Origin of the sequence: Hymenobacter gummosus (assembly GCF_003970915.1) — a bacterium.
GTDB lineage: Bacteria > Bacteroidota > Bacteroidia > Cytophagales > Hymenobacteraceae > Solirubrum > Solirubrum gummosum.
Map to the genome: position 1 here is coordinate 405,779 of NZ_RXOF01000002.1, position 26,489 is coordinate 432,267.

The window sequence follows — 26,489 nt, forward strand, 5'->3', positions numbered from 1 at the left end:
CCGCCTAAGCAGGGCGCCGTAACCAACGGCGCCCCGACTTTGTACTGTACCGTCAACTGCCGCCCATGAAACCCGCCGCCCAACCCTGCACCACCCTGGCTTCGGTCAGCGACTTTACCGCCTACTTCGGCTTTCCGCCGCCGGCCCACCCGCTGCTCACCGTCATCGACCTGGGCCGGCACCGCAAGCCGCCGGTGAGCGGCACGGTCTGGCGCGGGCTGTACATCGTCTCGCTGAAAAAGAACCTGAAGGGCATGCTGCGCTACGGGCACCGCATCTACGACTTCAACGAGGGCGTGCTGGCCTTTTTCGCGCCGGGGCAGGTCTGCATGGCCGATGCCTCGGTGGATACTTCGGCGCTGGAAGGCTGGATGCTGGTGTTTCACCCCGATTTGCTGCTGCGCCACCCGCTGGGCAAGCGCATCGGCAGCTACGGCTTCTTCTCCTACCAGCTCAACGAGGCCCTGCACCTCTCGGCCCGGGAAGAAGGCCTGCTGGGTGCCCTGTTCGGGCAGCTGCACGAGGAGCACCAGCAGCCCATCGACGCGTTCAGCCAGGACGTGCTCGTCTCGCAGATTGATGCCCTGCTGAGCTACGCCAACCGCTTCTACCACCGGCAGTTTCTCACCCGCCGCGCCGCCGAGCACGACCTGCTCAGCCGCTTCGAGGAGCTGCTGACCGGCTATTTCGCCCGCGACGACCAGGACCAGCCCCTGCCCACCGTGCAGCATTTCGCCGACGAGCTGCACGTGTCGCCGGCCTACCTGAGCGACATGCTGCGCACCCTCACCGGCCAGACCACCCAGCAGCACCTGCATCATGCCCTTATCGAAAAAGCCAAGCGCCTGCTGCTCACCACTTCGCTCACGGTCAACGAAACCGCCTTTCAGCTGGGCTTCGAGTACCCGCAGTACTTCAGCCGGCTGTTCAAAAACAAAACCGGCCTGACGCCCGCCGCCTTCCGGTTTTCGGCCCAGTAGGCCCGGGGCACAGCCGCCCGGGTGCTGACGCCGCGTCGGTGGCTGCGTGGACGGGGCCGTGTAGAGACGCAACCTTGGCTACGCCTTCCTCCGGTTGCGTCTCGTCGTTGAACGATTGAAGCATGCACTAACCACGCGGCGCGGACGACTAGACGCAATTATGCGTCCCTACATCGTTCGGGAAACGGCTATTGATAGTCGGGAGGCGCATAAAAAGAACGTTGTGCTTCCGCCGGCTGAGGCCAAACGAGGCGTGACCAATACGCTCCAGTAACCTTTTCATTTCCGCTCCGAACCTCCTGCCTCAACCCTCGAACGCGGCTGGGCATGGAGCTTATTCGCCTCTCTGCCATGAACCTCACCAACTTTCGCACCCTGGGCCGCTCCGGCCTGGTGGTCAGCCCGCTTAGCCTGGGCACCATGACGTTCGGCACCGCCCGCTGGGGCTCGGCCGACGAGGTATCCGCAGCCGTGTTCCGGGCCTACGTAGAGGCCGGCGGCAACTTCATCGACACGGCCGACGTGTACGCCGGCGGCCGCAGCGAGGAGCTGCTGGGCGGCTACGTGGCCGAAGCCAGGCTGCGCGAGCAGCTGGTGCTGGCTACCAAGTTTACCTGGAACCTGCAGCCCGGCAACCCCAACAGCGGCGGCAACGGCCGCAAAAACATCTACCGGGCCCTGGAAAGCTCCCTGCGCCGCCTGCGCACCGATTACGTGGACCTGTACTGGCTGCACGCCTGGGACGCGGTGACGCCCGCCGAGGAAGTGCTGCAGACCCTGGGCGACCTGGTGCGAGCCGGCAAGATTCGCTACTTCGGCCTCTCCAACGTGCCCGCCTGGTACGTGGGGCAGATGGGCGGACTGGCCGCGGCCCATGGCGTGCCCGGCCCGGTGGCCCTGCAGATGGAATACTCGCTGGTGGAGCGCAGCATCGAGCGGGAGTTCGTGCCCGCCGCCCGCACCCTGGGGCTGGGCCTCACGCCCTGGAGCCCGTTGGCGGGCGGCTTTCTGGCCGGCAAGTACCAGCGCCAGGCCCCCCAAGCCACCACCGACGGGCGCCTGAGCGGGCCCAACCCGTTTCAGGACAGCAAGTTCACCGACCACAACTGGCGGGTGCTCGACGCGCTGCGGGCCGTAGCCGCCGAGGTAGGCCGTCCGCCCGCGCAGGTAGCCCTGGCCTGGACGCTAGCCCAGCCCGGCATCACGGCCCCCATCCTGGGCGTGAGCCGGCTGGCCCAGCTGACCGATAACCTGGCCGCCCTGAGCCTCCCGCTCGGCCCCGCGCAGCTGCAGCGGTTGCAGGAAAGTAGCGCGCCGGACCCGGCGTACCCGTACCCCATTTTCGCCCCCGACATCAACCGCCGCATCTTCGGGGGCGCCGACGTACGGGGCTGGCAGCCGTAGCGGGACGCTTGGTGTGGCGCGGTCTTTAGTCCGGTCTCGGGCGGCTAGCGGCCCGATGGAGACGGGCTAAGCCAAGTTGCGGAGCACTGGCGCCGTCCGCGCCGTAGCGCGAAGCTCTGCTTCGCGTATTCAGAACGGTTGTCGCAGAACCAATTGGGGGCGTAATGATAGTCGTTCAACGAGTCGTTCTGGGTACGCGAAGCAGAGCTTCGCGCTACGACACGGACGGCGCCAGTGCTCCGCAACTGGAGTTGGCTAATGTCCCGCTTTACAATTGGTTTAAGCCGGCTGCCGGACGTCGTCAAGGCTGCGCGGTTGCCGGCTGCGGTGCCAGTCGGCGGCCATGAGCAGGGCCACGCCCAGGTACTCTAGGGCCACCAGCCAGAGGTTTTCCTGGTAGGCGGCCGAGCGGTAGGTGGCGTAGGAAAGCGTGGCCAGGGCGGCCCAGGCGGCCGGGTAGCGCCAGCCTGTAAAGCAGCTCAGCGCCAGCAGCGGCGTGAGGTACCAGGGGTGCACGGTGGTAGCCAGCAGGTAGTAGCCGGTGAAGGCCAGCAGCGCCGCCCGCGGCAGCGTCGCCAGCGTGGGGCGCCGCTCCAGCAGCACCAGGGCGAGGATGCCCGCCACGGCTGCCGCGGCCAGCCCGGTGCCGAGGCGGGCAATTTCGTTGTAGCCCGTGAGGCGGTAGCCCACCGCCCGCAGCAGGTAGTACACGCTGGCGTTGAACTCGAAGGAGTGGAAGTACAAATCGAGGCTGCGGCCGAGGTTGCGCAGCAACGCCAGCGAGGCGAAGGGCGCAAAGGCCGCCGCCAGCAGCAGGGCCACCAGGGCGCCGAAGGCCGCGGTGCGCGCCCAGCCCAGGCGGCGCAGCAGCAGAGGCAGCACCAGCAGCGGGGTGAGCTTGGCCGCCACGCCCAGCGTCAGCGCGGCGGCGGCCAGCCCCAGCCGGCGGCGCGTGAGCAGCCAGAGGGCGCCCAGCAGGCCGCTGATGACCACGGCCTCGAAGTGCAGGTTGCCCACCAGCTCGGCCACCGTCAGCGGATGCAGCAGGTACATCAGGGCCCGCTCCGGCGGCTGGCCGAAGCGGCGCAGCAGGGCCAGCAGCAGCAGGGCCGTGGCCGCTTCGGCCAGCAGCAGCGCGAGGCGCAGCGTCACTATCTGCCCCAGCTCGGCGCCCGGAAACAGCCGCGCGGCCAGCCCGAACAGGCCCTGGCACACCGGCGGGTACACCGAGTAGTAATGCGGGGAGTTGAGCCGCTGGTACAGGGCGGACGTCAGGCCGGGCGGGTTGGGCAAGCGGCCCCCGCCGGCCTGGTACTCGTCGGGGCGGTGCCGGAAGGGGCTGTGCCCGGCCACCACCAGGGCGCCGTCCCAGCGGAAGCGGTGGTAGTCGTCGGACAGGGCAGGGCGGGCGGGCAGCCACAGCAGGCGCAGCAGCAGGGCCAGCAGCAGGCCGGCGCGCCAGCTCAGGCGCCAGTGCAGCAGGGCGGCGTAGGCCAGGGTGCCCAGGCCAAAGAGCAACAGCAACTGGGCCGTGTGGGGGCGGGGCGTGTAGTAAGCCAGGCCCAGCTGGGTGGCGGCCAGCACCACGGCTGCGGCGGCCAGCCCCGGGCGTTGCCGGGGGCGGCTCATGCGGCGTGGCGGATGCTGTAGTACACCACCGCCCCGTAGCCCGCCGTCAGCAGTAGGTGAAAGGGCAGCAGGCCGTAGTTGTCGTAGTGAAAGGCCAGCCCGATGCCCAGCAGAAAATACAAAGCCAGGGCCGCTTCGAGCACGGTCTGCCCGTTCACCGAGCCGGTGCGGTAGCGCCGCCAGCGCGCCGCCTTGTCCCGCCGGATCAGCCCCGATTTCGGGGTGCGGATAAAGGGCGTAAGCCGGCCAGCCAGTCCGGTCAGCACCGCCCAGGCGTTGTGCAACGACAGGCCCATCGACATGGCCAGAAACAGCAGAAACTTCGGCAGGAAGCGCAGGCCCCGACCCCGGCCGCCGTTCCAGCGCCAGGCGGCGTAGTAGTAGGCCAGCAGCGGCGTCAGGCTGAGCACCGACAGGCCCGCCAGCCGGAAAAACCAGCGCAGCTCGGGCTGCCGCGTCTGCACCACCAGCAAGGGCACGCTCAGCAGGCCCATCAGCAGCACGGCCACGAACACGGCGCTGTTGAGCAGGTGGGCGGTGGCGTACAGCTTGGTTTTCAGCGGCAACTGCCGGCTGCGCCACACTCGGCCCAGGTGCTTGCGGGCGGTTTCGGCGCCGCCCTTGTTCCAGCGGTGCTGCTGCGAGCGAAGCGCGTCCATCTGGGCGGGCAGCTCGGCCGGGGCCACCACGGCGGGCAAGTAGCGGAAGTGCCAGCCCGTAAGCTGGGCCCGGTAGCTCAGGTCGAGGTCCTCGGTGAGCGTATCGGCCTGCCAGCCGCCGGCCTGCTCGATGCACTGGCGGCGCCACACCCCGCCGGTGCCGTTGAAGTTGATGAAATGGTGGCCGGCGTTGCGCCCCACCTGTTCCACCAGGAAGTGCGCGTTCAGCCCAAAGGCCTGCAGCTCGGTGAGCAAGGAGTAGTCCTCGTTGAGGTGCCCCCAGCGCGTCTGCACCGCTCCCAGCCGCTCATCGGCCAGAAAGTAAGGCACGGTGTGGCGCAGAAAATCGGGGGCGGGCACGAAGTCGGCGTCGAAGATGGCCACCAGCTCGCCGCGGGCCGCCTCCAGCCCGTAGGCCAGCGCCCCGGCCTTGTAGCCCTGCCGGTCGGGCCGGCGCACCTGCTCGATGTCGACGCCGCGCTGCCGGTGCCAGGCTACCCGAGCCGCCGCCAGGGCCACGGAGTCGTCGGTGGAGTCGTCGAGCAGCTGGATGTGCAGGCGGCCCCGGGGGTAGTCGAGGGCCGCGGCCGCGTCGATGATGCGCCCGACCACGTTCAGCTCGTTGTAGACGGGCAATTGCACCGTCACGCGGGGCCAGTGCTGCTCGTCGGTGGGCAGGGGCGGCGGGGCGGGCTGCCGGCGCAGCGCCCGGCGGGCCAGCCGCGTCAGGCGCCACTGCGAGAGGCTGAAGGCCAGCACAAACAGCAGGCACAGGCCGTAGAGGACCAAAAGCAGGACGTCTAGCCCAAACATGCGGAAGCGGCGGGTAATGCGGGAAATTTCAAGCGGACAAAGGTACGCAGCCGGACGGCCGTCGGATTAGCCGCCGGCGGCATCGTCGAAGTGGACCCGGCAATACTCCATGACGGCCGCAAAACGTTGCCGGCAGGCCCCGATTTCCCAATGCGCGCCTTTATCGGCCGCAAAAGCGCCCCACAGGCCGCCCGGCGCCACGAAGGGCCCGCCGTGGGCCGTGCCCAGCTGGGCGTCAATCCAGAGCAGGGCCGCCATGGCCCAGGCCTGGTCGTAGTACAGCTCGGGGCGGGGCAGGTAGGCGTGTAGGTAGCGCACCAGGTGCTGGGCACTGGCCTCGTCGGCAAAGCGGGCCAGGGCAAAGCAATAGCCCTGCCCGGCGTAGTTGCCGCTGCTGGCTAGCAGCAGGGCCCCGAGGTGGTCGGTGTACTGGCGCCAGCCGCGCAGGCCCGCCAGCCAGCTGCCCGTCAGCCGCTCGCGCCAGCCGCCGTCTAGCAGCCGGCTGACCACGGCGGGCGTCAGCCGGGGCAGGGCCACCCGTACCGCCGCATCGAAGGCCTGCTGCTGCTCGGCGGAATCCTGGTGGGCGTAGTTGCCGTGCAGCAGGCGCAGGTAAAACGGCGCGACCCAGGTGCTGAGAAACTCGTCCATGCCTGCTCAGCTCCGCGCGTAGCGGAAAATCGTCCACAGAATCTTGTAGCCCGCGCCCAGCGTGCCCTTCACCGTGCCCGATACCTTCGACACGCCGATGCGGCGGCGGTAGCGCACCGGCACTTCGGCGCAGCGCAGGCCCTGGCGGGCGGCTTTGAGCTGCATTTCCACCGTCCAGCCATAGGTTTTGTCCTGCATGTCGAGGCGGCGCAGGGCCTCGGCCCGGATGGCGCGGAAGGGGCCCAGGTCGGTAAACCGGGCGCCGTAGAGCCGACGCAGCAGGGTAGTGGCCAGCCAGTTGCCGAAAATCTGCTGGGGCAGCATGGCGCCCTTCTCGCGCTGGCCCAGGGCCCGGGAGCCGATAACCATGTCGGCCCGGCCCGCCAGGATGGGCTGCACCAGCTCGGTCAGCTGCTCGGGGTAGTCGGAATAGTCGCCGTCGAGAAAGACGATGATGTCGGGCTGCTCGTGCGGCGGGCGGGCGTAGCAGCGGGCCATGCCGCGCAGGCAGGCGTAGCCGTAGCCGGGCCGGTCTTCGCGCAGCACGGTGGCCCCGCCGGCGCGGGCCGGGGCAGCCGTGCCGTCGGTGCTGGCGTTGTCGACCACGATAACCTCGCGCACCCAGGGCCAGGGAATTTCGCTCAGCACCGGCCCGATGCTGCGGGCTTCGTTGTGGGCCGGGATGATGACGTCGATGACGGGGAGGTCGGCGGGTGGTGGAGGTGTGGAAAGCGGCATGCGGCGCAAAAATAGGCAGTTGGCAATGGGTAATCAGTAGTCGGACGACAGGACAATTGTCTTAATACCAGTTACCTGCTACCCAACCTAGTTGGAGTGGCGGCGGCGCAGCACCCGGCGGTGCCAGCGGCCGGCGCGGTTGCTGCTCTGCAGCTCGGCTTCCTCGGTCAGAATCAGGTACAGCCCGTAGCTGAACACGAAGGCCGTGGCCACGCCCGGCAGCCAGATCCAGCTGCGCGTCACGGCCATGTACAAATCGTAGCCCATGACCAGGCCCGGCACGGCGGCGGCCAGCACGGCCAGGCGGCGCGAGGGGCGGGGCTGCTCAAACAGCAGCGTGGCCAGGAAAGCCGTCATCAGCACCATCTGGTGAATGGCCTCGCCCATCCACCAGGGCAGCAGGGTGTTCAGGCCAACAAAGCGCGACACGGAGCGCAGCACGTAGGCCAGCGCCGCCGCTTCTATAATTGCCAGTACGAGGGGCAGGTAGGGGCGCAGGACGAGTCGGGCCATAGGCTCGGGGCGGGGAATAGGGGCGGGAATGGGCGCCGTCGCGGCTCACATACGCGGCCGCGGGGGGACACGGTTTGCCGGGCCCGGGGCCCGCGGTGCCGGCCTTCCAATATAGGCTTTTCGCCGGATGCCGACGGCCCGCCCGGCCGCTACGGGGCCCGCTGAGAACTTTCCGTGGTAACTTTGGGTTTATCATTGCCTTTTTTGCGTCGAGCCGCCGACCACCTATGCCAGCCTACATCCAGCCCACTTCCCTGATTCCGGACAACGAGTTGGCGCGCCTGCGCACCCTCTACCAGTACCAGATTCTCAACACCATCCCGGAAAAGATATTCGACGACTACGTGGCCCTGGCCGCGCAGCTGTTCAACCTGCCCATCTCGCTGATTTCCCTGGTCGACGCCGAGGCCGTGTTTTTCAAGGCCAACGTGGGCCTGCCGGGGCTGGAATCGGTGCCGCGCGCCGATAGCCTGTGCTCGGCGGCCGTGCTGGAGAACATGCCCGTGCTGTTTCCGGACCTGCGGCAGCAGCGCTGCGACCTGGTCAACCCGGCCGTGGCCGAGTCGGCCGGGCTGCGCGCCTATGCCGGGGCGCCGCTGCGCACGGCCGAGGGCAACATTGGTACGCTCTGCGTGATTGGGCGCGAAGCCCGGGAGTTTACCGAGGGGGAAAGCCAGCTGCTGGCGCGCCTGGCCGGGCTGGTTACGCTCACCATTGAGCTGCGCGGCCGGTTGCTGAGTCACGGTGGGGAGGAGCACTGGCAGCGGGCCCAGCACGAGTTGCGGGGCTACCTGCACGAAAGCTCCACCCTGGCCCGCTACCTGGCCGCGCGCACCAACGGGGCCGCCTTTTTCAGCGAGGAAGTGCAGCAAACCGTCGACCGCCGCCTCGACGCCATTGAGCAGGCGCTGCGCCGCCTGCTGGCCCGGGCTGCCGCCGCCCCGGAAGCTGCCTCCGCCCAGCAAACCAGTAAATAAGGCTACTAGCCGATAGCAACGCGGCCCCGCTCTGCCTGGCAGAGCGGGGCCGCGTCGGTAAAAAGCAGGCGGTTAGCGGCTGGCCGTAGCCCCCGTCATCGGCTCGATGGTTTCGATGCTGCCGTCGGGGCGGCGCTTCAGCTCGGTCACCTTCACGTTGCGCAGGTGGGTTTTGCCCGACAGCTCGGTGTCGTGGTAGAAAATGTACCACTTGCCCTTGTGCTCGATGATGGAGTGGTGGGTGGTCCAGCCCTGCACCGGGTTCATAATGACGCCCTTGTAGGTGAAGGGGCCGGTGGGTTTGTCGCCCACGGCGTAGACGAGCAGGTGGGTGTCGCCGGTGGAGTAGGAGTAGTAGTACTTGCCGTTGTACTTGTGCAGCCAGCCGCCCTCGAAGAAGCGGCGCTTGGTGTCGCCGGCCAGCAGGGGCTTGCCCGCTTCGTCCAGAATCTTCACCTCCGTCACCGGCCCGGCGAAGGAGCGCATGTCCTTGCTCAGCTTGGCCACGCGCGGGCCGTAGGCTTCTTCTCCGGCCGGCTGGTTGGGGGCTACTTTGTCGTCGTACTGCCCGCTGCGCCAGCGCTGCAGCTGCCCGCCCCAGATGCCGCCGAAGTACAGGTAGCTCTGCCCGTCCGAGTCGGTAAACACGTTCGGGTCGATGCTGTAGGAGCCGGCAATGGGCTTGGCGTCCGCCTTGAACGGGCCGGTGGGCGAGGTGCTGGTGGCCACGCCCAGGCGGAACACGTCCTGCTTGTCCTTCACCGGGAAGTACAGGTAGTAAGTGCCGTTCTTGAACTCCGCGTCGGGGGCCCAGAGCTGCCGCCCGGCCCAGGGAATGTCCTTGATATCCAGGGCCACGCCGTGGTCCGTCACCTTGCCGCCCACGCTGTCCATCGACAGCACGCGGTAGTCGCGCATGGCGAAGTGGGCGCCGTTGTCGTCCTCGGGCACGTTCGCGTCGATGTCGTGCGAGGGGTAGATGTAGATGCGCCCGCCGAAGACGTGGGCCGAGGGGTCGGCGGTGTAAATGTCGCGCACCAGCGGCGCGGAAAGGAATTTCGCCTGGCCTGCGGCCGGGGCGGCGGTCTGCGCAGTGTCGGCCGCGGCGGGTTGGGCGGCGGTAGTTTCGGAGGAGCCGGAGTTGCTCTGGCAGGCCGCGGTCAGCAGCAGGGGCAGGCCGAGGCCGAGCAGGTAAGCAGTGGATGCGCGCAGGGTGGGCATGGGCAGGGGATAGGTGAGAGTTCGGTTCCGCAAAAAACACCGGCCCGTTCCGGAAATCGGCCGATATAGATAGGTTCCGGATGAGCTGGGCGGGGCGGGCGGGGGCCAGCGGAAAAAAAGTGGCTTCCTGGCCGTGCGCGCCGTACTTTGCGCCGAATCCGCGCCTACTAAGCGGCGCCTGAAACGATTCCGATGGGAGCTTTACTAACTGATTTATTGCAGCGCGCCCAGCGCAGCCGCCGCCTCGTGGCCCTGAAAGTCGGCTCCGATTTGCTGCTGGGCTACGTGCTCAGCCACAACCCCGATATGCTGCTGGTGCGCACCGTCACGCGCCAGGGCGTGCCCAGCACCGTGCGCAGCCTGCACCTGCACGAGGTGGCGCAGGTGTACTTCGACGACAAGTACGTGCGCCTGATTGAGTTCAAGGAGCAGCACCCCGAAATCATCTTCGGGGCCGTGCCCGCGCCCGAGGGCCTGGGCCAGCAGTACCTGACGGTGCCCGCCCTGCTGCAGCGCGCCCTGGAGCTGCGCCAGCTGGTGCAGCTGCTGACCTCCGCCGACAACGACCCCTACGGCTACGTACTGCGCCTGACCGAGGACGAAGTGCTGCTCGAAACCTACAACGACTACGGGGAGCCCGACGGGCAGGTAGTGCTGCAAATCGACGACGTGAGCAGCGTGGTGTGGAGCGACGAGGACACGCGCACCATCGAGCTGCTGCTGCGCCAGCGCGGCGCGGCGGCGCAGGAGTAAGAAATTTAAAGCTGGAAGCCAGGGGCTAGTTTCCCTCCTCAGCTGACAAGGGGAGCTAGCCTTAACCCTACTTTTGCTCTGGCTCCAAATGCCGGGCAGAGCGGTGCTTTGGTGCCCGACATAGCTTATTATCACGCCGGGCGGCCGCTGTCGGCCCAACCCAGGCCCTTATTTCCTGCTCCGATGACCAGCAACTGGCCCCGCAAGCACAACGCGTTTTACCGGCGCCCGAGCGGCAGCGTCGTTATCGAAAGCTCCTTGCCGCGCTGGCAGGTGGCCCTGGGCACGGGCCTGTTGCTGCTGGGCGTCGGCGTGCCGTGGCCGCCGCTGTACGCGTACGAAATGCCCCAGGTCTGCGCGCTGCTGCTGCTGCTGGCGGCGGTGGGGCTGTTGTACACGGGGCTGTTCAGCAGCCTGGAAATCGGGCCGGCGGGGGTAGTGCTGCGCCGCTTTGGCTGGTTTTGGCCGGCCGAGCGCGTGCCGCTGAGCGCCCTGGTGCTCCGGGAGCAAGGCGGCACCCCGGCCGGGCGGCGGCCCCGGCTCCTGGCCGACGAGCGGCTGCACCTGGAATGGGGCGCGCCCTGCGAGAACGAAGCCGACCAGCTGTTCATTACCTACCGGGGCCGCCACCTCGACCACGTGTTCGACGACGAATTTGCCTGGAGCAGCCTGCAGCGGGCCGCCGCTCAGCAGCGCCTGGCCGGGGCTACGACGGCCGGCTAACGGCCGCGCGGGGGCGGCTGAGAATAAAGGCGCCGGGAAGCGCCGCCGCGCTGGCCGATAACCCCGTTGCCCAAATCGGGGTTAAGAACTCCGATGAAGCACCTTCTGACCTTACTGCTGAGCGGCCTGCTGCTCGGCGCCTCCTTCGCGGCCCGGGCCCAATCGGCCGTGCCCAACACGCTCAACGCCACTCTCGACGGCTACGACTACCCGCACCCGGTGCGCTACCTGCGCCTGCGCCTGGAAGGCCAGCCCGTGCGCATGGCCTACATGGACGTGCCGCCGGCTGCCAAAGTCGCCAACGGCCGCACGGTGCTGCTGCTGCACGGCAAAAACTTTTTCGGGGCCTACTGGCGCGCTACCATCGAGGCGCTGAGCAAGGCCGGCTTCCGGGTGGTGGTGCCCGACCAGGTAGGCTTCGGCAAGTCCGACAAGCCCAACATTCACTACTCCTTTCACCAGCTGGCCCGCAATACCCGGCAGCTGCTCGACACCTTGGGCGTGCCCCGGGCCGTGGTGCTGGGCCATAGCATGGGCGGCATGCTGGCCACGCGCTTTGCCATCGAGTACCCCGCGGCCACCGAGCGGCTGGTGCTCGAAAACCCCATCGGCCTGGAGGACTACCGCCGCGGGGTGCCCTTCCAGACGGTAACCGAGGCCACGGCTACGGAGCTGAAAGCCAGCGAAGAAACCATTCGGAAGTACCACGCCAGCTACTACCCCGGCCCGTATCCCCAGCAGCACGACCAGTGGCTGCTGCCCCTGGCCGCCCAGACGCGCCACCCCGACTTTCCGGGCGTGGCCGTGGCCAGCGCCCTCACCTACGACATGATTTACCAGCAACCCGTGTGCTACGAGTTTGACCGCGTGCGGGCTCCCACGCTGCTCGTCATCGGCCAGCAGGACCGCACCGTGGTGGGCAAGGGGCTGGTGAAAGATGCCAAAGTGCTGGCTTCGCTGGGCCAGTACCCCGCGCTGGGGCAGCGCACGGCCAAGGCCATCCGGGGCAGCAAGCTGGTGGAACTGCCCGGCGTGGGCCACATTCCGCACCTGCAGGAGCCCCAGCAGTTTCACGCCGCCCTGCTGGCGTTCCTGAAGTAAGCGCCGTTACTTCGGGCCCCGAACCTGCCGCCGACATCCCCATGCCGTTTCGCCCCGCTTTTCTGCCCGCCGCCGTCCTGAGCGCCGCGGTCCTGCTGCTGCCCGCCTGCCAGTCACCAGCCGAAGAGCAAACGGCTGAATCAGCGGCCGCCCCGCCGCCTGCCGCTGCCAGTTCGGCCCCGCCGCCGGCCCCAGTGGCTGGAGCTGCCGTCGTGGCCCCCGTGAAGGTGGTAACCGTGGCGGCGGGCCAGGAAGGCGAAACGTACGGCCGCTTCGAGCTGCCGCAGGTGCAGCTGCCCGATGCCGCCGTGGCCGCCCGCCTCAATCAGGCCATCGTGGCCGCCAGCTTCGTGGGCGAAGACGACTGGCAGGGCTTGTCGGCCCGGCAGGCGGTGCAGCGCTGCCTGCGGGAGTACCAGGAAAACGACCACCAGGGCCTGACCAGCCTCAGCTACAGCGTGGTGCACAACGACGAGGGCCTGCTGACGCTGGCGCGCAGCAGCGAGTACATGGGCGCCTACCCGTCGGCGGATACCCGCTGCCTGGTATTCGACGTGCGCAGCGGCCGGCGCCTGACGATGGGGGATTTGGCGGGCGACACCACGGCGCTGCGCCGCCACTGGCGCGCGGCCATCAGCCGGCGCGTGGCCGCCTTCCTGCAGCGGGCCCCGCAGGACTTCCCCGACGACTCCGCCCTGGTGCGGGAACTGCCCGGGCTGCTGCGCTGGAACGCGGCTACGCGGCAGGTCGACTTCGACGCCCACGAGCCGCGCTTCTACGACTTTGCCGTAACCCGCCGCGGGCTGACGCTGACCTACTCGTTCGGCTTTCCGCACGTCATCCAGGCCGCCGAGCCCGAGGGTGACTACTCGTTTACCTACGCCGAGCTGCGGCCCTGGCTGCGCCCCGCCGGCCCGCTGGCCCCGCTGCTGCGCTGAGTTATTGTCGGCCCAGGACCCTGCCCGGACGGAGGTGTGCAACCCCGACCGGCCGGCACCGCTCTTTACCCGGATAACAAGTTGACGCTGATTATGAAAACTACCGTTACCAGCCTGCTGCTCCTGCTGCTGGCCGGCGCCGCCGCCGCGCAGAAGCCCCAGTCCGCCCGCGTCTACGGCGTCAAGGATGGCCACCTGGTGCTGCTCGATTCACTGCGGCCCGGCACTACCGGCTGGGTGCCGGCGCCCCGAGCCGGCCGCGCTGCCGGCACCGGCCAGCGGCGGCGCTCCGCCCCCGGCAGCTACCGCACCGAATCCTACGCCCTGCGCGTGCAGGTGCCCGCCCCGCACCCCGACAGCGTGGCCGTGGCAGCTCCCGGCCGCACCCGCGACGCCATGCCGCGGCAGCAGCTGCCCCCGGTGTGGCCGCAGACGGAGGGGCGCCGCCGCGGGCGGTAAGTAGTTGGCTTAACAGCGGTTGGGGTGAATTACTTGGCAGGCGGAGCGGAAGTCCATGGTGGGTGCCGGGCCAGTGTAAGTAATGGCCTGATAGCAGGACGGCCGCGCCTCAGCGGCTTCCGCGGAGCCCGTTCCACAGGCGGGCCAGCCAGGAAGCGGCGGGCGCGGTCGGGGCGTCGTCGGCGAAATGGTAGGTGGTGGGGGGCGGCGCAGGCAAATCGGGCCGCTCGAAGAAGCGCTGAAAAATGCCCGGGTTGATTGCCTTGTCCGTGCGGCGAAACTTATTCAGCACCACGGGGTGGTACACGTACTCGGGCCGGAAGTTGTCCAGCTTCCTGATGGGAATGACGCCGAAGATGAAGTCGTGCTTGCGGCGGAAGCGGCCGACTACCAGGGCGTTGTCGTTCATGCCCCAGTACACGTCGTAAATGTGCACCTTCTGGCCGGCCGTGAACGAGTTGGTCTGGATGATGACGTTGGCCGCCACCAGCGGCAGGCGCGTGGTGTGCTCGTCGGCGCGTAGGTTGAACGGGCGGGCGCCGAAGTCCTCGGTCTCCATGCGCTGCAGCCGGGCCAGCGTCTGCGGGTCGGGTTCGATGATGGGCATAAGGGCTTAGCTCAGAATCCGCAGGCTGTCGGCATGGATGAGTTGGCTGGGCTGGTAGCGGCCCTCGCGCGGACCGTTTTCCAGGTTGAGCACCCCGCGCGGGCAGGCCGTGCTGCACAGGCCGCAGCCCACGCAGGCCGCCCGGATAATCGGCTCCCCGCGCTGGGCGTACTGTTTCACGTCGATGCCCATTTCGCACACGTTGGAGCAGTTGCCGCACGAGATGCACTGCCCGCCGTTGGTGGTGATGCGGAAGCGCGAGAAGTGCTTCTGCAGCAGGCCCAGGTAGGCCGCCATCGGGCAGCCGTAGCGGCACCACACCCGGCTGCCCAGGATGGGGTAGAAGCCCACGCCCACCACGCCGGCGAAGATAGAGCCGATGAAAAAGCCGTAGGTCTGGGCAAACTCATCGGAAAAGCGGCCGAGCAGGGCGCCGCCCCGGGCCGCGTTCAGCCACAGCAGGGCCGTCGTCACGACGATGAAGCCCAGCACCGTGTACACGATGCTGACCTCGTAGCGCCAGGCTTCGCGGCGTTTGTCGCTGAGGTGGCGGTACGGGTCGCCGGCGGTTTCGGCCAGCCCGCCGCAGCCGCACACCCAGGAGCAGTACCAGCGCTTGCCGAAGAAGTACGTGAGCACCGGCGTGGCCACGAAGGACATGATGATGCCCCAGCCCACCATGAACGCGCCCAGGTGGCCGTTTTGCAGCAGGCTTTGCACCCCGCCGGGAAAAAGGTAGTCGTACTTCAGCGGCCAGAAGTACGTGAAGTAGAACTCGGGCTGCTGCAGAGCCAGCAGCACGCCCGGCAGCAGCCAGGCCAGGCCCAGCTGAAAAAACATGACCGAGGCCGTGCGCACCCGCTGGTAGGGCGAATGGCGGTATTTCAGCAGGGCCCGGCCGCCCATCAGCAGCACGGCCAGGGTGTAGAAGGAGCCGTAGAGAAACCACTGGTCGGCGGCCCGGCCGCGCAGCAGCTGGCTCAGGCCGTCGAGCGGGCGAATGAGGTTTTCGAGGTAGGCGGGCCACCAGTACAGCACCACGTAGAAGCCCGTGAGGGCCACGCCCGCGGCCCAGGCCACGGCTCCGCGCGAGGTGCTGGCCCGGCTCCAGAGGAAGTTGTGCCGCACGCCCCGGCTGCCCCCGAATTTCCGCCAGCTCCAGCCCAGGGCCCCGGCGCTCAGCAGGCCCAGCCCCAGCCAGAAGGCCGTGTCGCGCAGGCCCGCCGGGGCCAGGGCCGCCACGCCCAGGGCCAGCAGCCCCAGCGCCACCAGGGCCAGCCACAGCCGCTCGGCGGCGGAGGGTTCTGGAGTCGGGTGAGCCAGGGGCTGGTCGGAGTAGGCGGCGAGGAAGGACATGGACAAGGGGGGAAAGAAGCTGGCGCCGGTTTAGCAACGGAGTTGCGTAACCGGTGCCCGAAATAAAGCAGGCTTTCAGCCTGCGTGGGGCGCCCGGACGACCAGTTCCGCCCGGAGCAACAACGCGGTACGCAGGTTGAAAACCTGCTTTATGATGGGCACCGGTTACGCCGTCTTCGACGGCTAAACCGGCGCCAGCTACATGCCTAGCCGGCTTAGTGATGATGGTGGTGGTCGTCGGGCTTGCCGTAGAGGTTGCTCAGCGAGCCGAGCACGAAGACGCCCGCCCATACCGCGTACAGCCAGAGGAAGCCGTCGGGCTTGGGCTGCCCGATAACGGCCAGAATGAGCTGGGCGCCGAGCGTCATGATGATGCCGGTGAAAGCAATGTACTGCCAGGCGTTGAAGGCGGCGGGGTGGTAGAGCTTGCGGTAGTCGGGTTTGTCGGCCATGCGGCGAAAGAGGGGAGAAGTCAGGACAGCATACGGGCCAGCAGGCCCTTGCGGCGGCGCAGCGTGAGCGGGGGCTCGTCGGGGTGCTGCCGGCTGTAGGCCGCCACGATGCTGGCCTCGTGCTGGGGGAAAAATTCCGGGTCGAAGTTAGCCGCCCCGAGCTGCTCCAGCACCGTGCGCAGGGGCGCGCCGGCCCGCAGCCAGGCGTCGCACACCTCGTGGCGCAGGCGCAGGCCCAGCGCGTTCAGGCCCAGCAGGGCCTGCTCGCCCCCGGTGCGGTAGTGCAGGCGCAGGCCCAGCGGGGCGCTGGGGTGCTGCCACCAGAAGCTGCTCTGGCCTTCCACCGGGCCGGCGGGCACCTGCCCGTAGGTCTGGTATTCGAGGTCGAAGAACTTGGCCGAGTTAAACCACGGTCCGCGGCGGTAGGGCGTGGGCTGCCCGCCGATGGTGTGGGCCACCGTCTCGCCCTGCATGCGGCCGGTGTACCACAGCGGCTCGATGGCCGCCTCGCCGGGCGGCGGGTTGCGGCGCTGGGCACAGTCGCCGGCCGCGTAGATGCCCGGCACCGAGGTCTGCAGCAGCTCGTCGACGAGGATGCCGCGGTCGGTTTCGATGGCGGTGCCGGCCGTCAGGTCCAGGTTGGGCACCACGCCGGTAGCCACGCCCAGCCACTGGCAGGGCAGCTCCTCGTCGGCGGCGGTGCGCACGGCCCGCACCCGGCCGGCCGCGTCGCCCAGCACTTCGGCCAGCTCGGTGGCGTAGCGCACCCGCACGCCGTGGCGGCGCAGCTGCTCATCCACCAGCGCGGCTTCCTCGGGCGGCAGCACCGAGCCCCAGTAGTGCTGGTCGCGCACCAGCATGGTTACTTCGAGGCGGCGGGCGCGCAGCATCTCGGCCAGCTCCACGCCGATAAGGCCGCCGCCCACCACCACGGCCTGCCGCACGCCCTGGGTAGCCTGGCTCATCCGCTCCACGTCGGCCTTGGTCACCAGGCCCTGCACGCCCTGCAGGTGCTGGCCGGGCCAGTCGTAGTAGCGGGTGCGGGCGCCGGTGGCCAGCAGCAGCGCGTCGTAGGCCAGGGGCGGGTGGCGGGCCAGCAGCACGCGCTTGCCCGCCACGTCGAGGCCGGTGGCCTGGTCGTGCACCAGCTCCAGGCGGTTTTCCGGCCAGTACCAGTCCTCGAAGGGCTTCACGTCGGGCCAGCGCAAGTGGCCCATGTACAGGTACATCAGCGCGGGGCGGGAGAAGTGGTGCGCACTTTCGGCCGAGACGAGCGTGATGCGGGCCTCGGGGCGCAGGCGGCGCAGTGTCTGGGCGCAGGTCACGCCCGCAATGCCGTTGCCGATGATGACCAGGTGCATCTTGTCAGATGAGCGGATAAGTAAATGAGCGGATGGGGCAGCCGGGGCCGGCTCGGGTCAAACCTACTGTTTTTCGGCCGGGGCGGATTGGGCGGCTGCGGGGGCTTACGCGAAAACCGCAAACCGTGGCCGGAGCCGAACCGCCCGCCCACCGCCGCCGTACAGCCTTAGCACAACCAACCCCAAACCACCCATCATGGCTACTCCTCTCAACCTCAATACCGAAGGCACCAACCAGGACGACAACGAGCAAATCAAGCGCAACAGCAAAGAAGCCCCGCGCGACGAGCAGCAGGAGCAGGAGCGCGACTTTGAGCAGATTGTCAACAACAACACCGACGTAGACAAGGCCCCGACGGCCTACCGCAACGCCGGCTCGCGCGGCTACTCGCAGCGCACCGGCCAGATGGACAAGCTGGAAAACCTGCACATCGGCGGCAGCGACACCGAGCCCTACGGCGCCAACGACCACGACACCGACACCAGCAAGCAGCAGGGCGGGGGCTTCGAGGCCGAGGGCAGCTACGAGCTGGACCACGAGCAGAACCTGCGCACCCGCGAGCAGCCCCTGGGCGGCAAAGCCGAAGGCCCCGCCCAGCCCGTGCAGGAATAACCGGCCGCTACCTTCCGGCCCCGCCGCCCCGGCTTCGGTTACCCCCGAAGCCGGGGCGGCGGTGTTTTAGGAGAATTGTAAGGTTAATGTTGCAATCTGCCCCGATAGTTGTGATATATTTAACGGACGAATTGAACCCGGTCCGCCGCCCGGAACCGCGGCGGGCCTTTTCACTCAGCCCTACCTTTTTCTCCTACCCTGCACGCCCACCGCATATGAGCGACAATTACGAAACGGTAACCACCGACGAACAGGTTGACAACGACGAAGCCTCGCTGGATTCGGGCAACCGCAAGCTGGGCCTGATTGCCGGGGGCGTGGTGCTGCTGCTGGGCGCGGCCATTGCCTTCGGCCCGGCCGCCAACCGCCAGCGCATTGCCAACGGGCAGATGCCGACCTTCGAGCTGGCCGGCGCCAGCGTGGTCGGCTCCCGCCCCGTCGAAGAAGCCGCCCCCGCCGCCGAGGCTGCTGCCGCCCCCGACGCGGAAGCCAAAGCCACCACCAAAACCGCTGCGGCCCGCCCCGCTGCCAGCCGCCCGGCTTCGGCGGCCGTGGCCACCAGCACCCCGGCTGATGCCGCCCCCGCCGCCGAAGCAGCGCCGGCGGTAGTGGAGGAAGCCCCGGCCCCGGCGCCCGCCCCGGCCGTGGAGGAAGCCCCGCGCATGAGCACCCTCAGCGGCCGCATCCTCGACGAAAACGGCAAGCCCCTGGCCGGCGCCACGGTGTTTGTGAAGGGCACCCACAAATTCGCCAGCACCGACGCCAACGGCAACTACTCCGTGGAAGCCCCGGCCGGCGAAAACAGCGTGGTGTATGGCTACGGCGGCTACCAGGACCAGGAAATGCGCGTCGGCGGTGGCCAGAAAAACACCGTGACGCTGGTTCCGAGCGAAACCGGCAAGCGCAAGCGCCGCTAAGGCCGGCTCCCTGTTACGGTACGCAAAAGGGCCGCTGCTCCACCCGGAGCAGCGGCCCTTGTCGTTGGGGGCGAGTGGCCTACTACTTGGGGCCGGGCGGCACCGAGCCGGCGAAGCGGTTGCGAAACAGCAGGTACACCGGCACGCCCAAGGCCACCAGCAGCAGGCCATACTGCGCCTGCGGGCCCTTGTTTTCGTCGAACAGCAGAATCAGGCAGAAGGCCGAGGCCAGCACGATGTAGAGCAGCGGCACCACGGGGTAGCCCCAGGCGCGGTAGGGACGCGGGGCCTCGGGCCGGGTGCGCCGCAGCACGAAAATGCCGATGATGGTAATGACGTAAAACAGGATAACCGAGAACATCACGTAATCGAGCAGCTGGCCGTAGGAGCCGGAAAGGCAGAGCAGGCAGGCCCACAGGCACTGCGCCCACAGCGCCACGCCCGGCACGCCGGCGCGGTTCAGGCGGGCCAGGCCGGGGAAGAAGAGGCCGTCCTTGGCCATGGCGTAGTAGGCCCGGGCCCCGCTCAGGATGATGGAGTTGTTGGCCCCGAAGGTGCTGATCATGATGAGCACGGCCATAACGGCCGCCCCGGCCCCGCCCAGGATGTTCTGGGCCACGGCGGTACCCACCCGGTCGTTGGCGGCGTACATGATGCCGCGGGCCATGACGTCGGTTTCGGGGGCGGCGGGGTTGCCGTGCAGGGGCAGCACCAGCAGGTACACCAGGTTGATGAGCAGGTACAGCCCCGTGACAATGCCCGTGCCGATGGCCATGCTCAGCACGATGGTGCGCTCGGGCCGCACGATTTCGTCGCCCGAGAAGCCGATGTTGTTCCAGGCGTCGGAGCTGAACAGGGAGCCGGTCATGCCCAGGCCGATGGCGGCCACCAGGCCCCACACCGTCAGCGGCACGGCCTGGCCCTGGGCGTCGTAGCGGGCGGCCTGCCACAGGTCGGTGAAGTTCTGACTCACGGCCGTCTCATTCACGCCGATAAACAAGCCTACCAGGATGAGCAGGGCCAGGGCTACCAGCTTGGTCGAGCCGAAGATGTTGGAAATCAGCTTGCCGCCGCGCACCCCGCGGGAGTTAATCCACGTCAGGCCCACCAGCATGATGATGGCCAGCAGCATGACGGTGGTGAAGCGCACCGGCCCGACTTCGAACAGCACGTTTTTCTCGCTGATGGTGGGCCAGAGCACGCCCACGAAGCGGGCAAAGGCCACGGCCACGGCGGCAATAACGCCGGTCTGAATGACGAGGAACAGGGACCAGCCGTAGAGAAAGGCCACCAGCTTGTTGTAGGCCTCGCGCAGGTACACGTACTGCCCGCCCACCTTGGGAAACATGGAGGCCAGCTCGCCGTAGCTCACGGCCCCGGCCAGGGTGATGACGCCCGTCAGCAGCCACACGACCAGCAGCCAGCCGGTGGAGCCCACGAGGCGGGCAATGTCGGAGGAGACGATAAAAATACCGGAGCCAATCATGCTGCCGGAGACAATCATAACGGCGTCGAACAGCCCGATGGCGCGCTGAAAATGGCCTTGTGGTTCGCTCATGCGAGGGGAGGAGTGAGAAATGGGGCCGGAAGATAGACGTTTGCCCCGCATCGGCGCCAACAAAACGACCCGCCGGAGGGGCGGGCCGTTGAAAAACTGTCCGAAAAGTAAGGCCCTGAGGGCGACAATCGTCCACAAAAGCCCTGCAATCCGACGAATCCGTTTAAAACGAAGCTCGGCGTAGCCAATCCGGGCTTAGAACTCGCTCCGGTCGTACCAGCTGCGCATGCGCCAGGGGTCGGTGGGGCGCTTGCGCACCAGCACCAGGCGGGCCGTGCCGGTGCCGTCGTAGCGGGTGTTGTCGCGCTGCTCGATGCTCAGCGAGAAGGCGCGCTCCACGTACACCAGCGTGTCGGAGTACATGGTGTCGGTGGTGGGCATGTACTGCGTCCACTGCAGGTTGGCCGAGCGGGCGGCCCGGAACAGCTTGTAGGTGGCCGTCACGTCCACGTCGCGGTTCCAGGCCCGGTCGGCGTTGGCGCTGAAGTCGCGGAAGGTAAAGGTAAACTGCCGGTTGAGCAGCTGCCCGTAGAGCGTGGAGTCGCGCAGCTGGTAGGCGGCCCGGAACCGGTCGAAGAAGCCCCTGACCGTGACGGGGTTGCCCAGCAGCTGGTCGGGGTTGATGCTTTCGTCGTCGAGGCCCGGGGCGAAGGGGTTGCAGGCCCCGGCCACCAGCACGGCACCCAGCGCCCACCAGCGCCGGAGGCGGGCCGGGGCGGGGCGGGCAGGGCGCAGCGGGGACAAACGATTCATGGCAAGCAGGATAGGACGGGCTACCAGTGCCTGCAAGCTACGCCGCCGCCCGTTGCCGAACAATACCGGCGGCCTGTATTCTGCTGAGCAGGGCGGCAGCGCGTAACCCGAACGTCATCCTGAGCAGAGCGAAGGACCTTCCTCCAACCACGCACCGCCGCTGTCTACGAAGTGCAGGCTTTCTTTGGTAATGCCAGGGCAGCCCCGCGGCTCAGACGATTGAACGTTGGTGGCTGCGTTTTTCAGTTCGTGCAAGGTTCGAGCAAGGTCCTTCCTTCGTCAGGATGACGTGCTGATTATTGCCGTTCTACCGCCGCACGAAATACTTCTTGGCCTCCGTCCACACGGGCTGGGCGCCGGTGGCCAGGTCGCGCCAGGCGGCAATCTGCCACTCGTTGTTGCGGCGGCGCAGCAGCAGGCGGATGTTGCCCTGCATGGTGCGGAAGCGGAAGGCCGTGTCGGTCTGGGCCAGCGTGAGCGTGTACTGGGCCGATACTTCGGCCGAATCGGGGCCGTAGAGCTGGTCGCGGCGGGCTGAGAGCTGCAGCACGTTCTGGGCCGTGGCGGGGGTGCGCTGGCGCAGGCGGTTGAAGTAGTCCAGCTCCTCGCGCACGCCCCAGTTGGCAAACAAGGCCGCGTTGGTGGAGCCGGCGGCCGCCGGGTCGGGGTAGAAGCGGTAGCGCTGGGGCACGAAGCACCGCTCGTAGTTGGCCGCGTTGAGCCGCTGCACGGCGGTGCTGAAGTTGCTCAGCAGCACATCGATGCTGGTCGGCGACACCCACTCGCTCGACACGGTGGAGGGCTCCGGCTCCCGCAGCTCGAAGCAGGCCGGAAGCAGCAGGAGGGAGGCCGCGGGCAGCAGCAGGCGGATGGGGCGCGGCATCATGTGGGGAAGGTACGGAATCGGCGGGCGAGATGCCAAGATCGGCCGAACGGTGCTACCAGAACGTCAGCAGAGGCGCAGCCGAACCGCAGGTCGCCGCCGGCAAACAGCCGAAGCATGGCGTTCTGGTAGCACCGTGCAGTGCGCCCCCGCGAGATGCTTGACGACGTCGACCTTCGGTTCGCTGCGCTCTGCCTGACGTTCAAGAAGCCCCGCCCCGGCAACTTCTTCCCCCACCGGCCCGAATAGCTACCTTTGCCGCCACTGTTCCCGCCCTCGCCACCGCTGCATGTCGAACCGCTTACTGGTCCTGCTTTCGGGTTTGCTGCTGCTCTCGGCCCTGGCCTCGTACGTGTACTACCGCCGCGTGGTGGCCAGCACGCCCGTCGACCCCTGGATGCTGGTGCCCGAGGATGCGGCCCTGGTGGTGGCTACCCGCGACCACCCCGGGCTGGTGCGCCGGCTTAAGGAAACCCAGCTCTGGGACAACCTGGCCACGCTGCGCTACTTTCAGCAGGTGGAGGAGCAGGTGGTGCTGGCCGACAGCCTGGGCAGCACCCGCAACTCCATCCTGGGCTTCCTGGGCCGCAAAACTGTGCTGACCTCCCTGCACGTCACCGGCCCGCGCTCCTTCGACGTGCTGTTTCAGGTGCCGGTGAGCAGCGTGCGGGAGCACCGGCAGGTGCGCACCCTCATCGAAGCCCTGGGCCGCGACGCCCGCTACCAAGTCAGCACCCGCGACTACGAGGGCGCCCAGCTGCTGACCGTGACCCAGCGCCGCACCCGCACCGGCCTGACCTGCCTGAACTACCGCAACACGCTGGTGATGAGTGCCAACCCGGCCCTGGTGGAGGCCGTGGTGCGCCGCACCGGCCGGCTGGCCCAGCTGGGCTCGGTGGCCACCGGCTTCGGCGACACCGACTACCTGCAGCTCAAGGACGTGGACGCGGCCGTGCTCGTCAACTACCGCCAGCTGCCGCCCTTCCTGGGCGTGTTTTTCCGCCCCGAGCTGCGGCCCGATTTCGAGTACCTGGCCAGCCTCGGCGACAAAAGCCTGTTGGAAATGAAGCTGACCAGCAACCGCGTGCTCTTCAACGGCTTCACCAACCCCGAAACCGCCCGCCAGAGCCTGCACCGGCGGCTGAGCGGGCAGCCCGGCGGCCGCCTGCGCATGGCCGAGGCCCTGAGCACCCGCACCGCCCTGCTGCTGCACCTGGCCGCCAACCCCGCCGCCCTGCGCACCCCCTCCACCGATACCACCGCCCGCGCCCTGGTCGACAGCCTGGCCACCACGCTCGACCACGAAGCCGCGCTGTGCTACCTGGCTACGCCGTCGCCGCGCAGCCTGCCGGGGCGCCTGGCCCTGGTGCGCACCCGCGACGCGGCCCGCACCGCCCAGTGGCTGGGGCTGCTGCGCCGCCGCACCGGCACCAGCCCCAGCTTCGAGCGGTTTGGGCCCTACCAGCTCTACCAGAGCAACGTGCCGCAGCTGGCCCCGCGGCTGCTGGGGCCGCTGTTTGCGCCCGTTGGCCCCGGCACCGCCGGCGCCACCGCCCTGGTGGGCGACTACCTGGTGCTGGCCGAGGATGCGGCCGCCCTGCGCACCTACCTCACCGATCTGGCCGCCGGGCAGAACTGGAGCCGCTCGCCCACGCAGATGGCTTTGCTGGAAGAAACCACCCCCGTGGCCCAGCTGAGCGTGGTGCTCGACACGCGCAACAGCTGGAACGTGCTGCTGCGCGCCCTGGTGGAGGAGCGCCGGGCCGGGCTGCTGCGCAACGAGGCCCTGTTTCAGCGCTTTCCGCAGGTGGCCCTGCAGTACGCCCCCGCCGACCACGGGCAGTACTACACCCAGCTGGTGCTGCGCCACCCGCCCATCGGGCCGGCGGTGGCGGGGCCGCAGGCGCCGGGCGGGGCCGGCAGCTCCCTGCGCTTTCAGGCCGGGCTGATGCCGCTGGGGCCGGTGCTGCTGCCCGCCGCCACCGGCCGGCCCGCGCCGGCGCTGGTGCAGGACCGCCGCGGCGCGCTGCACTACGTCACCCCCGACAACACGGTGAGCTGGTCCGACTCCCTGGGCGGGCCGCTGCTGGCCCCGCCGCAGCTGCTACCGGGCGCGTTCGGGCGGCGGCCGGGGCTGCTGCTGCTCACGCCGGGCCGCGTCCACCTGCTTACGGAGCGGGGCCGCCGGGCCCGCAATTTCCCCCTGAACCTGCCCGACACCGTGCAGGCCGCCTCGCTCAGCAGCGCCCCGCCCACCGACGGGCAGCCCGCCCGCCTGCTGGTGGCCGACCGCTACGCCAACGTGTTCCTGTTCGATGCCCTGGGCAACGCCCCGGCCGGCTGGCAACCCAAGCGCCTGGACTTTGCCCTGGCCGCCCCGCCCCAGCTGCTGCGCGTGGGCGGCCGCGACGTGGTGCTGTGCCTGCTCGAAAACGGCTACATCTACGCCTACGACGCGCTGGGCAACACCCTGCCGGGCTTTCCCATCAGCCTGGGCGCCCGCCTGCACACGGCCGCCGTGGTGGAGGCCGGCCCCACGCTGCAGCGCACCCGCCTGACGGTGGTCAACCAGCACGCCGAGCTGATAACCTTCACGCTGAGCGGCGACATTACGCAGCGCCGCCGCCTGACCACCTGGAGCCGCAGCAGCACCTTCCGCCTAGTGCCCGCGCAGGCCGGCGGCAGCTACGTGGTGGTGCGCGACGACGGCCAGGGCCTACTTACCGTGCTCGACGCGGCCGGCCGCCCGCTGGTGGAGCGCCGCTTCCTCACCTCGGCCGAAAAGCCCGTGCAGCTGTTTGACTTCGGCGCCGGCCGCCGCGTGCTGGTGCTGAGCGAAACCGGCCCCGGCAAGGCTTACCTCTACGACTCGCGCAACCGCCTCGTCGGCGGCCAGCCCTTCGACAGCTCGGCCCCCACCGTGGGCCTGACTTTCGACGCCCAGGCCGGCACCTACCAGCTTTACCGCGTGGCGGGCACCGAGCTGCGGCGCCTCACGCTGAAGATGGACTGAGTTGTAGCGCGGGCTTTAGCCCGCGTCCATCCATGCAGCATTGGTTTTCGCCGCGCCGGTTGGCCGTAACAGCTCATTGTACCCGTTTGTATTTCATCGTTCAGACGGACGCGGGCTAAAGCCCGCGCTACAACTACCCGATCTATGCACGCCACCCGCCCCGTCGCCGGCCTTGTGGTGGGCAAGTTTGCCCCGCTGCACCGCGGCCACCAGCTGCTGATCGAAACGGCCGCCGCGCAGGTCGATGAGCTGCACGTGTGGGTGTACTCCGAGCCCGACCTGGCCCGCGTGTCCGCCGCGGTGCGCGCCGGCTGGCTGCGGCAGCTCTACGGCGCGGCCATTGGTGGGGCGCGGCTGCACGTGCGGAGCCTGAGCAAAACCGAGTACCCCGGCCTGCCGCCCAACGACGCGCCCGACCTGGCCCACCGTGAGTTCGTGCGTCAACTGCTGCTGGAGCTAAACCTGCGTATCGACTTAGTTTTCACCAGCGAATCTTACGGGGCAGGCTTCGCGGAGCACCTCGGCGCCGGGCACGTACTGGTGGACTTTGAGCGGCGGCAGCGGCCCGTGTCGGGCACCCGGCTGCGGGCCGACGTGTACGGGCTGAGCGACTGGCTGCCGCCTGTGGTGCAGGCGTATTTTCGCTCCGAGGCCTACGTGCAGCGCGTGGCCCTGCTCGGCGCCGAAAGCACCGGCAAGTCGACGCTGGCGGCGGCGCTGGCCGCCCGGCTGGGCACCGGCTTCGTGGCCGAGTACGGCCGCACGCTCTGGGAAGAAAAGGCCGGTCAGCTGGAATTCGACGACCTGCTCCGCATTGCCCGGCGGCACCGGCAGCTGGAGGAAGCGGCCCTGCCCGCCGCCCGGCACTGGCTCGTCAGCGACACCAACGCCGTGACGACGCTCTGGTACTCCTACGCCTACTTCGGCCGCGCCGCGCCGGAGCTGCACCAGCTGGCCGCCGAGTGCCGCCGCCGCTACGCCCACACCTTCGTCTGCGCCCCGGACTTCCCCTTCGAGCAGGACGGCACCCGCGCCCCGGCCGGGCAGCAGCCCCTGCAGCAACACATGATTCTGCTGCAGCTGGATTTGCTGGGCATTCCGTACCAATTGCTCACCGGTTCGGTGCAGGAGCGGGTTCAGCAGGTAGTAGCGGCGCTGGGCGAACCGCTGACGGTGCGGCTGTAGCGGCACTGGCTACAGCCGCCCATTAGCCCATGAGGCAGGCAAATCTGGTGTCCTGCTTCGACGGTCCCCGGCTTGTCAACCCCAGCCGCAGCGCCATGATGGTAGAAAAATCAGTTGGCAACAACGACCGAGCGGCAGCGCAGCGGCATGGAACAGGGGCCGCGTGAACGTCAACGGCAGTTCAACGTCAGCCTGGCCGCTGCGCTGCCGCTTTGCTGGGCTTTCACGGCAC

General features: G+C 68.6%; 25 protein-coding genes. 12 read left to right on the plus strand and 13 right to left on the minus strand.

Features of this window, described 5'->3' with window-relative positions; genetic code table 11:
- Nucleotides 1-65: 65 nt before the first annotated feature.
- Complete coding sequence (locus EJV47_RS05110) at nt 66-980, plus strand: helix-turn-helix domain-containing protein (protein WP_126692051.1); 915 nt, start codon at nt 66-68, stop codon at nt 978-980.
- 351 nt (nt 981-1,331) lie between these two features.
- Complete coding sequence (locus EJV47_RS05115) at nt 1,332-2,384, plus strand: aldo/keto reductase (RefSeq protein ID WP_126692052.1); 1,053 nt, start codon at nt 1,332-1,334, stop codon at nt 2,382-2,384.
- A 279-nt stretch (nt 2,385-2,663) separates the two neighbouring features.
- Here EJV47_RS05115 and EJV47_RS05120 read toward each other — a convergent pair whose 3' ends face one another.
- The 5 genes from EJV47_RS05120 to EJV47_RS05140 all read right to left on the minus strand — a co-directional run bounded on the left by EJV47_RS05120 (nt 2,664) and on the right by EJV47_RS05140 (nt 7,387).
- Nucleotides 2,664-4,013, minus strand: a complete 1,350-nt coding sequence (locus tag EJV47_RS05120; RefSeq protein ID WP_126692053.1) for an MptA/MptB family glycosyltransferase — start codon at nt 4,011-4,013, stop codon at nt 2,664-2,666.
- Nucleotides 4,010-5,485, minus strand: a complete 1,476-nt coding sequence (locus tag EJV47_RS05125; RefSeq protein ID WP_126692054.1) for a cellulose synthase family protein — start codon at nt 5,483-5,485, stop codon at nt 4,010-4,012. Before EJV47_RS05125 ends, EJV47_RS05120 begins: the two co-directional genes overlap by 4 nt.
- 66 nt (nt 5,486-5,551) lie before the next feature.
- A complete protein-coding gene (locus EJV47_RS05130) occupies nt 5,552-6,136 on the minus strand; it encodes a DUF6000 family protein (RefSeq protein WP_126692055.1) in 585 nt (194 codons plus the stop codon).
- A gap of 6 nt (nt 6,137-6,142) precedes the next feature.
- The gene (locus EJV47_RS05135) at nt 6,143-6,874 is read right to left on the minus strand and encodes a glycosyltransferase family 2 protein (protein WP_126692056.1); all 732 of its coding nucleotides are present in this window, start codon (nt 6,872-6,874) and stop codon (nt 6,143-6,145) included.
- 87 nt (nt 6,875-6,961) lie between these two features.
- The gene (locus tag EJV47_RS05140; protein ID WP_126692057.1) at nt 6,962-7,387 is read right to left on the minus strand and encodes a hypothetical protein; all 426 of its coding nucleotides are present in this window, start codon (nt 7,385-7,387) and stop codon (nt 6,962-6,964) included.
- A gap of 227 nt (nt 7,388-7,614) precedes the next feature.
- Here EJV47_RS05140 and EJV47_RS05145 point away from each other — a divergent pair, with 227 nt between their 5' ends.
- A complete protein-coding gene (locus EJV47_RS05145) occupies nt 7,615-8,364 on the plus strand; it encodes a GAF domain-containing protein (protein ID WP_126692058.1) in 750 nt (249 codons plus the stop codon).
- Between the two features lie 72 nt (nt 8,365-8,436).
- Here the strand turns inward: EJV47_RS05145 and EJV47_RS05150 are convergent, their stop codons facing one another.
- Nucleotides 8,437-9,585 (minus strand): glycoside hydrolase family 43 protein, encoded by a 1,149-nt coding sequence (locus EJV47_RS05150; RefSeq protein ID WP_126692059.1) that lies wholly within the window; start codon nt 9,583-9,585, stop codon nt 8,437-8,439.
- Between the two features lie 192 nt (nt 9,586-9,777).
- Between EJV47_RS05150 and EJV47_RS05155 the strand changes: the two genes are divergently transcribed.
- The 5 genes from EJV47_RS05155 to EJV47_RS05175 all read left to right on the plus strand — a co-directional run bounded on the left by EJV47_RS05155 (nt 9,778) and on the right by EJV47_RS05175 (nt 13,559).
- Nucleotides 9,778-10,338, plus strand: coding sequence for a hypothetical protein (locus EJV47_RS05155; RefSeq protein WP_126692060.1), 561 nt, complete (start codon nt 9,778-9,780; stop codon nt 10,336-10,338).
- 183 nt (nt 10,339-10,521) lie between these two features.
- The gene (locus EJV47_RS05160; protein WP_126692061.1) at nt 10,522-11,061 is read left to right on the plus strand and encodes a hypothetical protein; all 540 of its coding nucleotides are present in this window, start codon (nt 10,522-10,524) and stop codon (nt 11,059-11,061) included.
- A 93-nt stretch (nt 11,062-11,154) separates the two neighbouring features.
- Nucleotides 11,155-12,162 carry an alpha/beta fold hydrolase gene (locus EJV47_RS05165; protein WP_126692062.1) on the plus strand — a complete coding sequence of 336 codons (1,008 nt, stop codon included), beginning with the start codon at nt 11,155-11,157 and terminating at the stop codon, nt 12,160-12,162.
- A gap of 41 nt (nt 12,163-12,203) precedes the next feature.
- Nucleotides 12,204-13,100, plus strand: a complete 897-nt coding sequence (locus EJV47_RS05170; RefSeq protein WP_126692063.1) for a hypothetical protein — start codon at nt 12,204-12,206, stop codon at nt 13,098-13,100.
- A 93-nt stretch (nt 13,101-13,193) separates the two neighbouring features.
- The gene (locus tag EJV47_RS05175) at nt 13,194-13,559 is read left to right on the plus strand and encodes a hypothetical protein (protein ID WP_126692064.1); all 366 of its coding nucleotides are present in this window, start codon (nt 13,194-13,196) and stop codon (nt 13,557-13,559) included.
- Between the two features lie 109 nt (nt 13,560-13,668).
- Here EJV47_RS05175 and EJV47_RS05180 read toward each other — a convergent pair whose 3' ends face one another.
- The 4 genes from EJV47_RS05180 to EJV47_RS05195 all read right to left on the minus strand — a co-directional run bounded on the left by EJV47_RS05180 (nt 13,669) and on the right by EJV47_RS05195 (nt 17,335).
- Nucleotides 13,669-14,166 carry a hypothetical protein gene (locus EJV47_RS05180; protein WP_126692065.1) on the minus strand — a complete coding sequence of 166 codons (498 nt, stop codon included), beginning with the start codon at nt 14,164-14,166 and terminating at the stop codon, nt 13,669-13,671.
- A gap of 6 nt (nt 14,167-14,172) precedes the next feature.
- Nucleotides 14,173-15,522 (minus strand): 4Fe-4S binding protein, encoded by a 1,350-nt coding sequence (locus EJV47_RS05185; protein WP_126692066.1) that lies wholly within the window; start codon nt 15,520-15,522, stop codon nt 14,173-14,175.
- Between the two features lie 215 nt (nt 15,523-15,737).
- Nucleotides 15,738-15,974, minus strand: coding sequence for a hypothetical protein (locus EJV47_RS05190; protein WP_126692067.1), 237 nt, complete (start codon nt 15,972-15,974; stop codon nt 15,738-15,740).
- A 20-nt stretch (nt 15,975-15,994) separates the two neighbouring features.
- Nucleotides 15,995-17,335, minus strand: coding sequence for an NAD(P)/FAD-dependent oxidoreductase (locus tag EJV47_RS05195; protein ID WP_126692068.1), 1,341 nt, complete (start codon nt 17,333-17,335; stop codon nt 15,995-15,997).
- A gap of 196 nt (nt 17,336-17,531) precedes the next feature.
- Here EJV47_RS05195 and EJV47_RS05200 point away from each other — a divergent pair, with 196 nt between their 5' ends.
- Nucleotides 17,532-17,948, plus strand: coding sequence for a hypothetical protein (locus tag EJV47_RS05200; RefSeq protein ID WP_126692069.1), 417 nt, complete (start codon nt 17,532-17,534; stop codon nt 17,946-17,948).
- A 215-nt stretch (nt 17,949-18,163) separates the two neighbouring features.
- Complete coding sequence (locus EJV47_RS05205) at nt 18,164-18,865, plus strand: carboxypeptidase-like regulatory domain-containing protein (RefSeq protein WP_126692070.1); 702 nt, start codon at nt 18,164-18,166, stop codon at nt 18,863-18,865.
- 82 nt (nt 18,866-18,947) lie between these two features.
- Here the strand turns inward: EJV47_RS05205 and EJV47_RS05210 are convergent, their stop codons facing one another.
- The 3 genes from EJV47_RS05210 to EJV47_RS05220 form a co-directional block, all read right to left on the minus strand.
- Entirely contained in the window at nt 18,948-20,423 is a 1,476-nt protein-coding gene (locus EJV47_RS05210; protein WP_126692071.1) for an APC family permease, read from the minus strand.
- Nucleotides 20,424-20,618: 195 nt separating this feature from the next.
- Nucleotides 20,619-21,176, minus strand: coding sequence for a hypothetical protein (locus tag EJV47_RS05215; protein ID WP_126692072.1), 558 nt, complete (start codon nt 21,174-21,176; stop codon nt 20,619-20,621).
- Between the two features lie 307 nt (nt 21,177-21,483).
- Nucleotides 21,484-22,062 carry a hypothetical protein gene (locus EJV47_RS05220; protein ID WP_126692073.1) on the minus strand — a complete coding sequence of 193 codons (579 nt, stop codon included), beginning with the start codon at nt 22,060-22,062 and terminating at the stop codon, nt 21,484-21,486.
- Nucleotides 22,063-22,348: 286 nt separating this feature from the next.
- Between EJV47_RS05220 and EJV47_RS27930 the strand changes: the two genes are divergently transcribed.
- Together EJV47_RS27930 and EJV47_RS05230 are read left to right on the plus strand one after the other, a co-directional pair.
- A complete protein-coding gene (locus EJV47_RS27930) occupies nt 22,349-25,072 on the plus strand; it encodes a hypothetical protein (RefSeq protein ID WP_165903625.1) in 2,724 nt (907 codons plus the stop codon).
- A 144-nt stretch (nt 25,073-25,216) separates the two neighbouring features.
- Nucleotides 25,217-26,257 carry an AAA family ATPase gene (locus tag EJV47_RS05230; RefSeq protein ID WP_126692074.1) on the plus strand — a complete coding sequence of 347 codons (1,041 nt, stop codon included), beginning with the start codon at nt 25,217-25,219 and terminating at the stop codon, nt 26,255-26,257.
- Nucleotides 26,258-26,489 lie beyond the last annotated feature (232 nt).

What these genes read in the sequence shown, in the direction of transcription:
- EJV47_RS05160 (WP_126692061.1), top strand. Translation starts at nt 10,522, where the DNA reads ATGACCAGCAACTGGCCCCGCAAGCACAACGCGTTTTACCGGCGCCCG.
- EJV47_RS05115 (WP_126692052.1), top strand. Translation starts at nt 1,332, where the DNA reads ATGAACCTCACCAACTTTCGCACCCTGGGCCGCTCCGGCCTGGTGGTC.
- EJV47_RS05205 (WP_126692070.1), top strand. Translation starts at nt 18,164, where the DNA reads ATGAGCGACAATTACGAAACGGTAACCACCGACGAACAGGTTGACAAC.
- EJV47_RS05150 (WP_126692059.1), bottom strand. Translation starts at nt 9,585, where the DNA reads ATGCCCACCCTGCGCGCATCCACTGCTTACCTGCTCGGCCTCGGCCTG.
- EJV47_RS27930 (WP_165903625.1), top strand. Translation starts at nt 22,349, where the DNA reads ATGTCGAACCGCTTACTGGTCCTGCTTTCGGGTTTGCTGCTGCTCTCG.
- EJV47_RS05190 (WP_126692067.1), bottom strand. Translation starts at nt 15,974, where the DNA reads ATGGCCGACAAACCCGACTACCGCAAGCTCTACCACCCCGCCGCCTTC.
- EJV47_RS05195 (WP_126692068.1), bottom strand. Translation starts at nt 17,335, where the DNA reads ATGCACCTGGTCATCATCGGCAACGGCATTGCGGGCGTGACCTGCGCC.
- EJV47_RS05155 (WP_126692060.1), top strand. Translation starts at nt 9,778, where the DNA reads ATGGGAGCTTTACTAACTGATTTATTGCAGCGCGCCCAGCGCAGCCGC.
- EJV47_RS05185 (WP_126692066.1), bottom strand. Translation starts at nt 15,522, where the DNA reads ATGTCCTTCCTCGCCGCCTACTCCGACCAGCCCCTGGCTCACCCGACT.
- EJV47_RS05220 (WP_126692073.1), bottom strand. Translation starts at nt 22,062, where the DNA reads ATGATGCCGCGCCCCATCCGCCTGCTGCTGCCCGCGGCCTCCCTCCTG.
- EJV47_RS05140 (WP_126692057.1), bottom strand. Translation starts at nt 7,387, where the DNA reads ATGGCCCGACTCGTCCTGCGCCCCTACCTGCCCCTCGTACTGGCAATT.
- EJV47_RS05165 (WP_126692062.1), top strand. Translation starts at nt 11,155, where the DNA reads ATGAAGCACCTTCTGACCTTACTGCTGAGCGGCCTGCTGCTCGGCGCC.
- EJV47_RS05230 (WP_126692074.1), top strand. Translation starts at nt 25,217, where the DNA reads ATGCACGCCACCCGCCCCGTCGCCGGCCTTGTGGTGGGCAAGTTTGCC.
- EJV47_RS05125 (WP_126692054.1), bottom strand. Translation starts at nt 5,485, where the DNA reads ATGTTTGGGCTAGACGTCCTGCTTTTGGTCCTCTACGGCCTGTGCCTG.
- EJV47_RS05215 (WP_126692072.1), bottom strand. Translation starts at nt 21,176, where the DNA reads ATGAATCGTTTGTCCCCGCTGCGCCCTGCCCGCCCCGCCCCGGCCCGC.
- EJV47_RS05170 (WP_126692063.1), top strand. Translation starts at nt 12,204, where the DNA reads ATGCCGTTTCGCCCCGCTTTTCTGCCCGCCGCCGTCCTGAGCGCCGCG.
- EJV47_RS05135 (WP_126692056.1), bottom strand. Translation starts at nt 6,874, where the DNA reads ATGCCGCTTTCCACACCTCCACCACCCGCCGACCTCCCCGTCATCGAC.
- EJV47_RS05200 (WP_126692069.1), top strand. Translation starts at nt 17,532, where the DNA reads ATGGCTACTCCTCTCAACCTCAATACCGAAGGCACCAACCAGGACGAC.
- EJV47_RS05180 (WP_126692065.1), bottom strand. Translation starts at nt 14,166, where the DNA reads ATGCCCATCATCGAACCCGACCCGCAGACGCTGGCCCGGCTGCAGCGC.
- EJV47_RS05110 (WP_126692051.1), top strand. Translation starts at nt 66, where the DNA reads ATGAAACCCGCCGCCCAACCCTGCACCACCCTGGCTTCGGTCAGCGAC.
- EJV47_RS05145 (WP_126692058.1), top strand. Translation starts at nt 7,615, where the DNA reads ATGCCAGCCTACATCCAGCCCACTTCCCTGATTCCGGACAACGAGTTG.
- EJV47_RS05130 (WP_126692055.1), bottom strand. Translation starts at nt 6,136, where the DNA reads ATGGACGAGTTTCTCAGCACCTGGGTCGCGCCGTTTTACCTGCGCCTG.
- EJV47_RS05210 (WP_126692071.1), bottom strand. Translation starts at nt 20,423, where the DNA reads ATGAGCGAACCACAAGGCCATTTTCAGCGCGCCATCGGGCTGTTCGAC.
- EJV47_RS05120 (WP_126692053.1), bottom strand. Translation starts at nt 4,013, where the DNA reads ATGAGCCGCCCCCGGCAACGCCCGGGGCTGGCCGCCGCAGCCGTGGTG.
- EJV47_RS05175 (WP_126692064.1), top strand. Translation starts at nt 13,194, where the DNA reads ATGAAAACTACCGTTACCAGCCTGCTGCTCCTGCTGCTGGCCGGCGCC.